At 40.9% G+C, this 14,480-nt stretch carries 11 protein-coding genes; 8 read left to right on the top strand and 3 right to left on the bottom strand.

Going from position 1 to position 14,480, the window contains the following annotated elements:
- The first annotated feature begins 21 nt into the window (after window positions 1-21).
- The gene (locus ADHAQ_RS0107710; protein ID WP_026462443.1) at window positions 22-336 is read left to right on the top strand and encodes a hypothetical protein; all 315 of its coding nucleotides are present in this window, start codon (window positions 22-24) and stop codon (window positions 334-336) included.
- Here ADHAQ_RS0107710 and ADHAQ_RS0107705 read toward each other — a convergent pair.
- Complete coding sequence (locus tag ADHAQ_RS0107705; protein WP_051359781.1) at window positions 333-1,349, bottom strand: SDR family NAD(P)-dependent oxidoreductase; 1,017 nt, start codon at window positions 1,347-1,349, stop codon at window positions 333-335. The genes ADHAQ_RS0107710 and ADHAQ_RS0107705 overlap by 4 nt on opposite strands.
- A gap of 190 nt (window positions 1,350-1,539) precedes the next feature.
- Between ADHAQ_RS0107705 and ADHAQ_RS0107700 the strand changes: the two genes are divergently transcribed.
- Window positions 1,540-2,088, top strand: coding sequence for an inorganic diphosphatase (locus tag ADHAQ_RS0107700; RefSeq protein ID WP_026462441.1), 549 nt, complete (start codon window positions 1,540-1,542; stop codon window positions 2,086-2,088).
- Window positions 2,089-2,130: 42 nt separating this feature from the next.
- Here the strand turns inward: ADHAQ_RS0107700 and ADHAQ_RS0107695 are convergent, their stop codons facing one another.
- The gene (locus tag ADHAQ_RS0107695) at window positions 2,131-3,072 is read right to left on the bottom strand and encodes an EamA family transporter (protein ID WP_026462440.1); all 942 of its coding nucleotides are present in this window, start codon (window positions 3,070-3,072) and stop codon (window positions 2,131-2,133) included.
- 216 nt (window positions 3,073-3,288) lie between these two features.
- Between ADHAQ_RS0107695 and ADHAQ_RS0107685 the strand changes: the two genes are divergently transcribed.
- From ADHAQ_RS0107685 to ADHAQ_RS0107670, 4 genes are all read left to right on the top strand, one after another.
- The gene (locus ADHAQ_RS0107685; RefSeq protein ID WP_157433369.1) at window positions 3,289-3,861 is read left to right on the top strand and encodes a hypothetical protein; all 573 of its coding nucleotides are present in this window, start codon (window positions 3,289-3,291) and stop codon (window positions 3,859-3,861) included.
- A gap of 168 nt (window positions 3,862-4,029) precedes the next feature.
- On the top strand, window positions 4,030-5,430 hold the full coding sequence (gene fumC, locus ADHAQ_RS0107680) for a class II fumarate hydratase (protein ID WP_026462438.1): 1,401 nt from the start codon (window positions 4,030-4,032) through the stop codon (window positions 5,428-5,430).
- Window positions 5,431-5,627: 197 nt separating this feature from the next.
- On the top strand, window positions 5,628-6,752 hold the full coding sequence (locus ADHAQ_RS0107675) for a BamA/TamA family outer membrane protein (RefSeq protein ID WP_034256674.1): 1,125 nt from the start codon (window positions 5,628-5,630) through the stop codon (window positions 6,750-6,752).
- Between the two features lie 172 nt (window positions 6,753-6,924).
- Window positions 6,925-8,748 carry a glycoside hydrolase family 15 protein gene (locus tag ADHAQ_RS0107670; RefSeq protein ID WP_026462436.1) on the top strand — a complete coding sequence of 608 codons (1,824 nt, stop codon included), beginning with the start codon at window positions 6,925-6,927 and terminating at the stop codon, window positions 8,746-8,748.
- A gap of 313 nt (window positions 8,749-9,061) precedes the next feature.
- Here the strand turns inward: ADHAQ_RS0107670 and ADHAQ_RS0107660 are convergent, their stop codons facing one another.
- Window positions 9,062-10,408 carry a vanadium-dependent haloperoxidase gene (locus ADHAQ_RS0107660; protein ID WP_211240577.1) on the bottom strand — a complete coding sequence of 449 codons (1,347 nt, stop codon included), beginning with the start codon at window positions 10,406-10,408 and terminating at the stop codon, window positions 9,062-9,064.
- A 244-nt stretch (window positions 10,409-10,652) separates the two neighbouring features.
- Here ADHAQ_RS0107660 and ADHAQ_RS0107655 point away from each other — a divergent pair, with 244 nt between their 5' ends.
- Together ADHAQ_RS0107655 and ADHAQ_RS24905 are read left to right on the top strand one after the other, a co-directional pair.
- Complete coding sequence (locus ADHAQ_RS0107655) at window positions 10,653-12,440, top strand: ABC transporter ATP-binding protein (RefSeq protein ID WP_026462434.1); 1,788 nt, start codon at window positions 10,653-10,655, stop codon at window positions 12,438-12,440.
- A 192-nt stretch (window positions 12,441-12,632) separates the two neighbouring features.
- On the top strand, window positions 12,633-14,438 hold the full coding sequence (locus tag ADHAQ_RS24905) for a M61 family metallopeptidase (RefSeq protein WP_245590585.1): 1,806 nt from the start codon (window positions 12,633-12,635) through the stop codon (window positions 14,436-14,438).
- The last annotated feature ends 42 nt before the right edge of the window (window positions 14,439-14,480 follow it).

The following is a 14,480-nucleotide window of genomic DNA, read 5'->3' as shown; positions in this document are numbered from 1 at the left end:
TATCACAACCGGATTAAATTTATGGCTAAACAGATTACCTCTTCATTTAATAAAATACTGGCCTTTATTTACTTTATTGGTTTTGAAGTTGGTATTTATTTTCTGTTATCTTATCTGCTACTTAACCAAAGAGCAGAAAGCCCTAGTAAAGCCCCTGTTATTGTTACTAACTGGAACGCTTTTATATATTTTACACTACTTTACCTGGCTATTACCATTAGCACTATGCTGGTGCTTACCTCCACTTTGCCACGGCTATACAAACCCCTAATTATGCAGTTATTCTGGTGGTCCTGGCTGGGATTAGTTATTATGTTATTAGTAGCGTTTAATTAAATCTCATTATTTTCTTCCCCCACTTTTTCATTGCGGGCTTCTATCCAACCAGGGGTTTTATCGGATTGGCTTTCGCTGCCTAATTTGCTCTCATTTGTTTCACCAGCCTTAGGTAATAAATGATCTATTAAGGCAAAATAATCTCCGACAAAACCCGGAGCCAACCCATGAATAGCCGTTGCCAACTTACCTAAAACCCCTAACGTTACTTCAGCATCTCCGTGCCGGCAGGCATTAATAATGCTTTCGGCTGCTTTTTCCGCACTCATGGTTACCAATGGCAGTAAATCCAGGGTGGTAAACCAGGCATATTCTTTTTCATGCTGACCTTTTATGGTGGCATTTCGGGCACTACCTGTCCGTGTAAGAAAAGGATTAATGGTAGTAACCAAAACATTATATTTCTTTAGTTCTGCCCTAAACCCCTCGGATAAACCAACTAAAGCAAATTTACTTCCACTGTAAGGAATCATATGCGGTAAACTAACTTTCCCGCCTACCGACGATATGTTAACAATTCTTCCCTCTTTCCGATCTTTCATACCTGGCAGCGTTGCCAACATGGTGTATAAAGGCGCCCAGTAATGGGTATCCATAGCTTCACGAAAATCGTTAACTGTTTGGTTTTCTAAAGGGCCTACCTGAATAATCCCGGCATTATTGATTAATACATCAATCCGCCCGTATTCATTTTCCACTTCTTTTACCATGTGCTTTACTTCTTCTTCTATGCGCAAATTGCAAGGTACGGCCAGCACCTGGGCGCCACGGCTTTGTAAATCTTCTTTTGCTCTGTCCAGGTCGTAAATACTACGGGCACAAATAGCTAATTTAGCACCTTCCTCCGCCAACTTCCGAGCCATTACCAACCCCAGTCCGCGCGAAGCACCGGTTATTAAAACAACTTTTCCTGAAAAACTATAGGCATTTCTTTTTCGCTGTATAGCCCGTAATGCTACCAATGCCCCAACACCGGCCGTAATCCAAAGCTTTTTGTTTTTAATTCTTTTCATAGTTTTTTCAGGTTAGGAATTTTGTGCATCTGATATAAGAGTTTGTTTTACGCCTTTATGCTAAAATCGGATACAATGGCAACCCAATGTTCCTGCTCTAAAAACAGTCTCGCCAACACCTTGCCTATCTCTCCCGTTAAACACCAGCAGATACCTATTCCACTATTTACAATAAGGAAACTATACACTTATGGCACCACTTGTTCATAATCTTCCTTTGCAGGATGCTGAAAGCGGACTATATCATGTAATAATAGAAACACCAAAGGGCAGCCGTAACAAATATGTCTATAACGAACAATTTGATCTTTATCAACTAAGAGCTGTGCTGCCGGCCGGGGCCAGTTTCCCTTATGATTTTGGTTTTATACCATCCACGCTGGGTGAAGATGGCGACCCTGTAGATGTATTGCTATTAATGGATGAACCGGTTTACCCGGGATGCCTGGTTCAAGCCAGATTACTTGGGGTTATAGCCGTAGAGCAAACCAAAGACGGTAACACGTTACGCAATGATCGCATTCTAGCGGTTTCAGCGGTTTCCAAGCTCCACCAATTGCTCCAGGATATTAAAGATTTAGATAAAAATTTACTTGATCAGATAGAACACTTCTTCCGCTCTTACAATGCCAGTAGGGGCCAGCAGTTTGAGGTAATTGGCCGGTACGGTGTAAAAAAAGCAGAAAAACTAGTTTCGGAGGGCAGTAAATTATTTGAGCAGAATAAGCAGGCATCCTGAAAAGAGATTTTTCAGGAAAAGATGCAACTGCAATAGGCTTCCTTAAGCTATTTCTTCTTCCGGTACAGGTTTCACCCGTTGCGGCCTTGCTTTTGATTTTAAAATTAACACAACTCCTGGTAAAATGAAAGCGCCTGCTACTATCATCTGCAGGCTTATGGTTTCACCACCAAATAGCCAACCCAACAATACAGCCACTAACGGATTTACATAGGCGTATGTAGAAGCCTGGCTGGGCGGCACTACCCTAATAAGCCAGCTGTAGGCAGTATACCCTACCAGGGAGCCTACAAATATCAAATAAGCTAAGGCTAATAACGACTTGACAGACAACTTTTCCACGTGAAATAACTGAAACTCACCTTTTACCAAACTTAAAAAGGTTAATAAAAGCCCACCGGTAAGCATCTGCAACGACGTAGAAACAAGCGGGGCCGCCAGGTTTTTAGAGTGCGCCGCATATAACGAACCAAAGGCCCAGGAAAAGGCTCCGCCTAAAATAATGATAGATCCACCTAAATCTATAGCATGGCTGGTAAGTTGCCCGGGACCAATCAGGAATACAATACCAATTAATCCCAATAATAACCCGGCAATTATAAAAAAATTAGGTCGGGTATCGCCATAAAAAATCCAGCCTAAAATGGCAAACCATAAAGGTGTAGTAGCTATAAGCAACGCGGCCACACTAGAGGGCACCGTTTGCACCCCTAAAGCCATGGTACCATTACCAACCATTATAAGCAGAGTTCCAATTATACCTGCTGCCTTGATATTGGCCCAGGTAGGAGCAGTCATCTTTTTTACAAACCGGCAATAAAGAAATAGAATAGATCCCGTAACAATAAACCGGAAACCTGACATTAACAGGGGAGGCATAGACTCTAAGGTAAATTTAACGCCTAAATAAGTAGAGCCCCAAATAATGTAAACAGCGGCAAAAGCCAGATAAATCTGCCATTTAGGTGGTTTTATATTATTCATGAAAGTTGATCTCGTGCTATAAAGGATGTAAAATTACCATTCCTCTGCTTTTTACTACCGTGTTAGAAATATAAATTTGCCCATCTGGTTAGCTATACCGGCAACAGATAAAGGCCAAAAACTGCAAAATATTCAGAATAATATAGCTGTAGGTATATCTTTTTTAGGGTATATGCAGTATCAATAGGTAATTACAAAAATTAAACTTGAACTCCCATGATGAAAAAAATTACTCAGGCACGTATCTATTCTTTATCCGTATGCTTGTTTCTAGTAGCGTTGCTAGTAATGAGCTCATGCTCCAGTCCGCAACATTTTACCTTTTCGGCTGCACCTCCAGCTTACATGAAAAAAGTTAAACCAACTGTTGAAAATTCGCCCGAGCCCGCTACGGAAGCTAATTTAGTTACAGCCAGTACCACGGAGGCGCCTGTTATTTTACCGGAAATTGCCAAAGTTTCAGCCGAACATAAGGCTGCTTTATCCAAGGTTGCAGCTATGTCTAAAAAGGAGGCAACTGCCCAGCCTAAACAAAAGCTTTCCTTAGCACAAAAGGTAGTGATGCATAAACTGCAAAAGCAGGTAACTAAGATGGAACGGGAAGTAACTAAAACGAAAGACACCCAAGACACCACAGCCGGACCAGTATCTAACCGCAGTGCTATTGCTTTGATAATAATAGGTTTAATAATAGCCTTATTTGGAGCCCTGTTAGGTTCTTTATTCTATACCTTGGGTACTTTACTAATTCTTATTGGTTTAGTATTGCTAATATTAAACTACATTTAAGATTCTCAATTATTGAAATTTATAAAGCCCCTGGTGCAACAACGTATGCTTGTAACTGCACCAGGGGCTTTTTCTATTATTATCTGTGTAAAAAACAGGAAGTAACTGCACATTTAGGCAAATATTCTTTATTTTCGCCCCGGTTTTTAACTTATTTAACCTAAGATTATGAGTAATTTCCGCATCGAAAAAGATACTATGGGGCCGGTAAATGTACCTGCCGATAAATACTGGGGCGCACAAACTGAACGTTCCCGAAATAATTTTAAAATTGGTCCGGAAGGCAGTATGCCAAAGGAGATTGTTTATGCATTTGCTCACCTAAAAAAAGCAGCAGCCCATGCCAACTTAGAATTGGGCGTATTAGCTCAGGACAAGTGTGACATTATTAGCCAGGTGTGTGACGAGATTTTAAACGGCCAGTTAGATGATCAGTTTCCGTTGGTAATCTGGCAAACAGGTTCCGGCACGCAAAGCAACATGAACGTAAACGAAGTTGTTGCTAACCGTGCTCACGTAATTTTGGGTGGCTCTTTAGAAGATGAGAAAAAAAGCATTAACCCAAATGATGATGTAAATAAATCTCAATCATCCAATGACACCTTCCCAACTGCTATGCACATTGCCGCCTATACCCAAATAGTAGAGGTTACGCTACCGGGCATGCAGCAACTGCGGGATTCCCTTCACCGGAAAGCTGAAGAATTCAAAGAAATTGTTAAAACAGGACGTACCCACTTTATGGATGCTACACCACTAACCTTGGGTCAGGAATTCTCAGGTTATGTGCAGCAAATAGATAATAGCATCCGGGCAATAAAAAACGCCCTTGAAATGGTACGGGAATTAGCATTAGGCGGAACAGCTGTTGGTACCGGACTCAATACTCCTAAAGGTTATGATGTTTTAGTAGCTCAGAAAATTGCTGATTTTACTGGCTATCCGTTCGTTACTGCTCCAAACAAATTTGAAGCGCTGGCTGCCCATGATGCTATGGTAGAATTATCGGGAGCTTTAAAGCGAAGTGCCGTAGCATTAATGAAAGTAGCTAATGATATTCGGATGTTGTCTTCCGGGCCACGCAGTGGTATTGGTGAAATTATTATCCCTGACAACGAACCAGGATCATCTATTATGCCGGGTAAAGTAAACCCAACCCAACCGGAAGCACTTACAATGGTGTGTGCTCAGGTAATAGGAAATGATGTGGCCGTTTCAGTTGGTGGTTCTATGGGTCATTTTGAACTAAATGTATTTAAGCCGGTAATTGCCGCCAACGTATTACAATCAGCCCGGTTATTAGGCGATGCCTGCGTGTCGTTTACGATTAAATGCTCCGATGGCATCGAGCCAAACCGGGAGACAATTGCTCGCCATTTAGAGAATTCCCTAATGCTGGTAACCGCTCTAAACCCGCACATTGGTTATTATAAAGCAGCTGAAATTGCTAAAAAAGCACACAAAGAAGGTACAACTCTTCGCCAGGCAGCTATTGCTACTGGTTATGTAACAGATGAACAGTTTACCGCCTGGGTACGTCCGGAAGACATGACGGGCAGTTTAAAATAACACCTAAATATTACCACCTGATTATACCGAAAAGCGACTTAATAAAAGGTCGCTTTTCTATTTTTTATCTCCGCTAAGACTAACAAAACTAAATAGTTGTATTATTTAGGAAAGTTCTTGTGATATTAAATAACATAATACTACGCTTCTCGTTCCTTAAAACTTAAATGCATTACTTGCATATAGTTATTCCGACTATGAAAACTGGTTTACTAACCACGCTATTTTATTTATTATTAATTACAACGCAGGCCCAAAATTCTAATTTTATTAACCGGTACTGGAACAAATTAATAAACGATACCACTCATGTTTCTAAACCCAAATTTTTAGCTTATCCTACTTTAGGTTATTCGCCGGAAACCAACCTGGAGTTTGGGTTAAGCAGCTTATATGTTTATTATGCCAAAGAAGATACCACCAACCGGCTAAGCGAAGTAAACGGATTTTCGTTTGTTACGCTGGAAAATCAATATGGCTTGTTCTTCGACCACAACATTTACACGGATAAAAGTAAGTGGATTTTCCCCGGTCGCTTCCGCTTTCAAAGCTTTCCGTTACTTTATTATGGCATTGGGCCTAATTCTCCCGCTAAGCATATTGCCTTAGTCGAAACCCAACAACTTCAAATAAAAGAACGGGCTTTGCGCCAGGTTCTTCCCAATCTTTTCTTTGGTTTAGAAGTAGATTTCCAAAAATTACGCAATGTTAATTTTATACAAACGTCTGAAACCTTTTTTCAAAAGCCAAGAGGAAGTGAAGGTTCCACGAACTTAGCTTTTGGATTAGGACTCGTGTACGATAAACGCCACAATGTTCTGAACGTACGCGAAGGCATATTCTCAGAATTGGCTGTTTTACGATACGCCAACACCTGGGGCAGTGACTATAACTTCAATTCCATAATTACAGATAGCCGATTTTATAAACGCGTAAACAAGCGGGATGTATTTGCCGCCCAAGTATTAGGGCAATTTAACTCCGGTGACATACCTTTTAACCAACTGGCTCTTTTTGGGGGAGAAAACATCAACCGGGGCTATTATTACGGGAGGTTCCGGGATAATAACCAATTAACCGCTCAGGTAGAATATCGCTTTTTACCTCTTCCTTTTGCCAAAAGGTGGGGTGCTGCAGTATTTGGCAGCACGGGAACCGTATTCGACAAATTTAAAAATTTATCTCCTGATGATGTGGTTTGGTCAGGCGGAGGTGGTATCCGGTTCCTGTTATTTCCGAAAAAAGATATCTTTACCCGTATAGATGTAGCTTTTACCAAAGAAAAACCCGGCTTCTATCTTTTTATAGGTGAGGCCTTTTAATAGAAAAGTAATTTTAAACTACCCGCGTTTATAACTTAACCCTTTTAGCATTCAATCAGGTTGCCGAAACAGCTTTTTAAAAACACACCCTCTCATCTCAGCCTATCTTTCCTAAGGAAATCTGAACACCTACTGTAAAAATGCGTTAGTTAGGGCAAACTAAATGCAAGGCATGAGTTATCAACCAATAGAAAACTACGGAATTATAGGTGATTTAAATACAGTTGCGCTGGTAGGTTTAAACGGCTCTATCGATTTTATGTGCTTCCCCAATTTTGATTCGCCCAGCATATTTGCCGCTTTACTAGACGCTGAAAAAGGAGGAAACTTTGCAATAAAGCCAGAGCTTGACAAGATGAAAACCAAGCAACTTTACCTCCCGGATACCAACGTGTTACTTACCCGTTTTCTATCTCCGGACGGGGTGGGAGAAATAACTGACTTTATGCCGGTAGAAGAGCTTTTTACCGGAAAAGAACTAATACGAAGGGTAACTACGGTACGTGGCGAAGTCCATTATAAAATGCAATGTTGCCCCCGCTTTAATTATGGACGAAGCACCCACACTGTAGAAGTAAAATCAGAGTATGAAGTTATATTTATCAGCAATGGCCCGGACAAAACTACCCTCCGGTTACTAAGCTCTGTTCCATTACAAATTCATAATTCTGATGCGGTGGCTGAGTTCTCTTTAACGCCAAACCAAACCGCCGATTTCCTGTTAGAACACATCGATATATGCCACATGACCGATAGAGACTTTAAAACCTCTATCACGGAAAGTTTATTTAAAACCGTAAACTACTGGAAAGACTGGATAGCCCAATCTACCTACAAAGGGCGGTGGATGGATATGGTAAACCGTTCTGCTTTGGTATTAAAATTACTTACTTCTTACCGATTTGGCTCTATCATAGCTGCGCCTACTTTTAGCTTACCCGAAACAATTAGCGGCACAAGAAACTGGGATTACCGCTATACCTGGATCAGAGACGCTTCTTTTACTGTTTATGCCTTTATCCGGCTTGGGTATACCAAAGAAGCAGGCGCGTTTATGAACTGGATTGAAAAACAGTGTCAGGATATAAAAGGGCATAATCGCTTAGGTATTATGTATGCCATAGATGGCAATCGCCAGCTGGAAGAGAGCATATTAGATCATTTTGAAGGTTATAGGAAATCAGCACCCGTTAGGATTGGGAACAATGCCTATAGCCAGCTACAACTGGACATATATGGAGAGTTAATGGACTCTGTGTATCTATATAATAAATACGGAGATCCTATTTCTTATGATTTTTGGAAAAACCTGGAAGAACAAATAAACTGGTTATGCCAAAACTGGAATCAGCCAGATGAAGGCATTTGGGAAGTGCGCGGCGGACAAAAAAACTTTTTACACTCGCGCTTGTTGTGCTGGGTAGCGCTGGATAGAGCCATTAAAATTGCTGAAATGCGATCCTTTCCGTTAAATGATACTTGGCGCAAGGTACGGGACCAAATCTTTAACACCATTTTCACCGACTTCTGGGATGCTGAAAAAGCAGCTTTTATGCAATATCCCGGCTCAGCCACTGTAGATGCTTCGGCTCTCCTAATGCCCTTGTTACGCTTTATTAGTCCGAAGGATCCTCGTTGGCTATCTACGTTAAGAAGAATTGAAGAAGAATTAGTTTCTGACTCCCTTGTTTACCGGTACAATCCCAAACTTGCTGCCGACGACGGCTTTATCAGCCACGAAGGCACTTTCTCTATGTGTACATTCTGGTACGTGGAGTGCTTATCACGGGCTGGTGAATTAGAAAAAGCACGATTCTATTTTGAAAAAATGCTTGGTTATGCTAATCATCTGGGCTTATACGCAGAACAACTAGGCTTCCAGGGCGAGCATTTAGGTAATTTCCCACAAGCCTTTACCCATCTAGGTTTGATTAGTGCGGCTCACAACCTGGATAAACAATTAAACGACATAAGAAATAAAGATGTACACCACTAAATAAAAAGCTCCAGACAATCAGGATGCTTGTTAGTCTACAACTCGCTCTATTGGCAGTATGCAGTTAGAGATTGAAATTTCTATATCAGTAACCAAAGCTATTTTAGCTTATAAAGTACAAGAGCCTATAGACCAGTTAAGACAAAAAGCAAAAAACAAATCACTTTTACTGAAAGCTGGTACTATAAGAAGGCATGGGTTAACAAAGAAGGCGAAGAGAATACGTAGCTAATTCCTAAATAAGGAGCAAAATCAAATAAATTTAAACTTTATCTGATTTTGCTCCTTTCAGTAAGAGTGACATGATTAAACTTTAGTTATTCCAGGTCAGCTTATTTATATTGGTTCCTATTTTCTTTCCTTCTGATAACCCTACTTCATTATCCTGGCGCGTATGTATGCCTCCTAAAAAACGGCTATAAGCCGATTCTTCGGCTGTTTCCCAAAAACTTTTATAGCTTCTTGTTTTTACTATCAAGGTAGTATATTTGCCGGTTTCACCAGGCCATGCAGCAAAGAAACCCCTGTCTTGGTTATTATGCGTGTTATCTTCAAAAGCAAAACTTTCACCGAACAAATCAGTTAAGACGGTTGCCGTAGCTGCCGATTGCGTAGAATGCCCAGAAGGGAAAGCTGGGAAAGGAGGTTCCGGCCAGAAAGGATGCCATTTAGGATCAATATTGGCATTTATATACGTTTGCGGGCGTTCATTAAAATAAGTCATTTTTGCTTTCCAGCAACAAATAAAAGCATCAGCAACGGCCATGCCTACCCGGGCGTATGTTTCAGCGGCTTTTACTAAACTTGCTTTATTTTGTTTAATGGTAAGAGTAGCCAGGTTATAAGAATGTCCGGCCGGAGAATATGTTTCGGAAGGGTCATCAGACCACCAGGCAGCAATTTCTTTTTCCGCTTGGGTTAAGGTTACATTTTTATCGTAAACTTCTTTATAAACTTTATAATATTCTGAGTTAGGATTTGTAGAGTAAGGTAAAATAGCCGGAATAGGTATTAGCCCATTAGCTTTTGCGAATGTGCGGTTATTGCCCCACTGTGGATGCATGGGTGACCTGGCTGGCGTTTGGCCTACTTGTGGGGGAATCCAATAACTAGGGCCTTTAGGAAATGGTCTAATATCCTCAAACCTCTGGTGCCGTCCATCTTTTCCGCCATCTTTTTCTGACCAGGCAAAAATTGCTTCAGCAATATCTTTACCTAATTGCAAAGAGCGCTCAACAGTAGCTTGTGGTAATCTGTGGCTTTTTTCTTTAAGTATGTTAATTGATAACTCATTGAATTGTGGAGCTATCCCTGCCTCTTTTACTCTGCTTCCAAAAATTAATTTTATAATTGTTTCCTGGCCTGCGTGAACAACTAAAGGCCAATAATGTTCTGTAGCAGCTATTGGAACAGGCAAATAATCCAGGCCTTCAAGCTGCCCAACTAAAGACTTTTTTGAAGGATCTGCATGAACAGCGCATTCATACATGGTTAAACCAATATACCCTAATATCCTTGCATTATAGGTAGGAGGATTATTACTTCGATTTAATAACTTTAAAGTCATGTCGGCCCAAGCAGTAGCTACATCGGCACTTTCTGAACGTTGGTCTTTTATATTCTTAAAATCCTCTTCCTCGCAAGAAGTACTTGCAAACAAAACGATAATTAAAAATATGAATAACCTTGAAGAAGATAACCTGTAAAGTAAAGTCATGCAATTACTTAAGATTGAAAGATCAAGATAATAAGAAACTTATCAATATTTAATTCTTAACATTTTTAATTTTTATGATAATCTTATTCCCAATCTTTCTAAATATGATTGAATTTTTTCTTAGCAGGTACACTTTCCCTCAGAACTGCTTACCTTTATTGCTTCCAATGCAATCCTATAGAATACTATGCAACTGTTATTCAGTTATTTAAAGCAATACCGCATGTTGGTTTTTCTAGCTTTGTTGTTAGCGGCTATAAACCAAACCTTCTCTCTTCTTGATCCTTTAATTCTTCGCAAGATTATAGATGATTACGCCACGGCCGCTGTTACCCAAGAGTTGCATCTAACTTCAACGCAGTTTTTTAGAGGTGCCGGAAGTTTAATATTATTAGCTATGGGTGTGGCAATGGTTTCGCGTATTGCCAAGGCTTTTCAAGACTATTATGTAAATGTAATTACCCAAAAGCTGGGAGCTCAGATTTATGCTGATGGGTTACGTCACTCCTTGGATTTACCTTATTCTGTATTTGAAGACCAGCGTAGCGGCGAGACCTTAGGCACGCTACAAAAAGTACGGACCGATGTTGAAAAATTAATTGCTAACGCCATTAATGTGCTTTTTACCTCCTTGGTAGGAATTATATTTGTGGTGGTGTATGCGGTAAATGTTTACTGGGTAATTGCGCCGGTTTATTTCTCGGCTGTACCTATTTTGGGTATTTTAAGCTCGGTATTAAGTAAAAAAATAAAGGTTATTCAAAAAACTATTGTAGCTGAAACCACCGCGCTGGCTGGCGCTACTACCGAATCATTGCGCAACATAGAATTGGTAAAAAGCTTAGGATTAGCGCAACAGGAAACTGACCGCCTGAATAATACAACTGACAAAATATTAAAGTTAGAGCTGAAAAAAGTAAAATACCTGCGTAGCTTAAGTTTTATACAAGGTACCTGCGTTAACTTTTTGCGCAACGTAATTCTGCTGCTGATGCTGTACCTCGTTTTTACTAACCGCATCACAGTGGGCGATTTTATCTCCATGTTCCTTTACTCCTTCTTTATATTTGGTCCTTTGCAGGAATTAGGTAATATTATTAACATTTACCGTGAAACCCAGGTATCCCTGGATAACTTCCAGGCTATTTTAAACACGCCCAAAGAAGCTCGTCCGGCTCATCCGGCTCAACTCGATACCCTCCAAAGCCTAACCTTTAAAAAAGTAAGCTTCCAGCATCAGACAGCTTCTCACAAAGCTTTAGATGGTATTTCATTTCATACTAAAAAAGGAGAAACCATTGCTTTTGTAGGTCCTTCTGGTTCCGGTAAAACTACCCTAGTAAAATTATTAGTTGGTTTATACAAACCCCAACAAGGCCGCATACTATACAACGGTATACCCACCGATGAGCTCATACTGGATAACCTGCGGGAACAAATTGGCTTTGTAACGCAAGACACGCAATTATTTGCTGGTACTATCCGGGAAAACTTATTGTTTGTGGCGCCTCAGGCTTCCGACGCTGATTGTATGGATGCGCTCCGCAAAGCGGCTTGTGGCTCTTTATTATCCCGTGCTGAAAATGGGTTAGATTCAGTTATTGGTGAAGGGGGCGTAAAAGTATCGGGTGGGGAGAAACAACGGCTTTCTATTGCCCGTGCCCTCTTGCGTAACCCGGCCTTACTGGTGTTCGACGAAGCTACTTCTGCCCTGGATTCTTTAACCGAAGAAGAAATCAGCAAAACTGTACGCGACGTTTCTACCAGTGCCAGGCACATGACCATTCTGATCGCTCATCGGCTTTCTACTGTACTACATGCTGATTGTATTTATGTGCTGGAGCGGGGAAAAGTTGCCGAAGCCGGGAAACATATTGATCTATTAGCTCAAAAAGGATTATATTATGCTATGTGGCGACAGCAAATAGGGGAACGGCACCTGGAGGATGAAACAGCGACCCTGCCCCGAAGTTAATGCTATATACCTCCTTGATAGTAGGAATTGATTTCATCAATAAGCATTCGTTTTTATGTAAGTAATCTTACTTTTTTCTGTAACCTTCTCTAATGAATAGTTGCATATAAATTATACTTATATTTGATAAAAATTTATGATTAGCCTTAAATTTTAAAGCTTACCATAAGATAATGATCTTAAACTTTTAAAATGGTTAAAAATTCTTTCTCTAAATTCTTTTTTTCCTGCTTTCTATTTTTCCTGTTTCTTGTCTTCGGAGCCTCGGCAGCACCAAAACTAACTTATACGGTTTCCATGACGGAGCCACAAACGCATTTTTTTGAAGTGGAGATGACGCTAACCGATCTGAAACAACGGTACGTAGACCTAAAAATGGCTACCTGGACACCCGGTTCGTACCTGATTCGGGAATACGCTCGCCACGTAGAGGCCTTCTCGGCCTCCACTGGAAATCAAAACTTAAGAGCCGAAAAAATAAATAAAAACACTTGGCGGGTTTATGCCAATAATGCGAAAGAAGTAAAGGTAAAATACAAGGTATATGCCTTTGAATTAACCGTACGCACCAACTTCCTGGACCAATCGCATGGTTATATAAATGGCGCTGCCTTATTTTTGTATCCCGACAAAAAGCTTGATCTGGCTTCTACTATTACCATTAAACCTTATTCGCAATGGAAAGAAATCTCCACTGGTTTGCAATCAGTAGGCGGAAATAAGTGGGTATTACAAGCCCCTAACTTTGATATATTAGCCGATTCGCCAATTGAAATCGGGAATCAGGAAATATTTACCTTTCAGGCTGCCGGTGTACCCCATACCGTAGCTATTTACGGCCAGCCGCTTTATAACCAGGAGCGCCTGAAAACCGATATGGCCAAAATAGTGGAAGCTTCCACGGCCGTAACCGGCGAAAATCCCAACCGCAATTATACCTTTATTGTACATTGCGGACCGGGTTTAGGAGGTGGGCTGGAACATTTAAACTCTACTACGGTACAGACCTCCCTTTTCTTTGGCACGAACGAAAGAGCCTATAAAAACTTTCTGGGTTTAGTAGCCCACGAATATTTCCACCTCTGGAACGTGAAGCGCATTCGCCCCATTGCTTTAGGTCCTTTCGATTACGAAAATGAAAATTACACCCACATGCTTTGGGTGTCGGAGGGTATTACAAGCTATTATGAGGATGTATTGTTGCGCCGGAAAGCTATTTATACGCCAGAAGAGTATTTGGCCACAGCAGCCAGCAATATCAATACTATCGAAAATATACCGGGTAATAAAGTTCAATCGGCTACCGAATCAAGCTTTGATGCCTGGATAAAAAATTACCGGCCAAACGAAAATTCCGTGAACTCAACTGTTTCTTATTACAGCCGCGGTTCGGTCATTGGCAATTTGCTGGATCTGGAAATTATGGGCGCTACCAAGGGGCAGAAAACACTGGATGATGTATTCCGGTATTTGTGGGAGGAATATTATAAAAAGAAAAAACGCGGCTATACCGATGATGAATTTAAGGCAGCGGTTGAACGCGTTGCCGGCCACAACCTGGATGCTTTTTTCCGGGATTATATTGCCGGCACCCAAACTTTTGACTACAACAAGTTTTTTGGTTATGCCGGCTTAAAACTGGTGAATCAAAACGAAGGTAAAACCGAAGCTTTCCTGGGAGCCAATACTTCGGCCACTTCCGGTAAGTTACTAGTTACCTCTGTACTGCGCGATTCACCGGCCTGGAAAAACGGCATTAACGTAAATGACGAAATCATTGCGGTGAATGGTTTTAAGATTGGAAACGACTTGGCCGCTTACTTACAGATGTACCGCCCCAACGATAAAGTAAAAGTTACGGTGGCCCGTGCGGGCCGCCTGCTGGATTTAGATGTTACACTGGCTAATAACCCTACTGTGAATTATAAATTAGAAAAATTACCGAATCAAACACCAGAGCAACTGGCTGTTTATACGAAATGGCTCCGGACTTTATAATTTAAAAGCCTATCTGCTGAAAACAGATAGGCTTTTTTTCTT

The organism is Adhaeribacter aquaticus DSM 16391, assembly GCF_000473365.1.
Lineage (GTDB): Bacteria > Bacteroidota > Bacteroidia > Cytophagales > Hymenobacteraceae > Adhaeribacter > Adhaeribacter aquaticus.
This window is presented reverse-complemented; position numbering and strand designations above follow the sequence as displayed.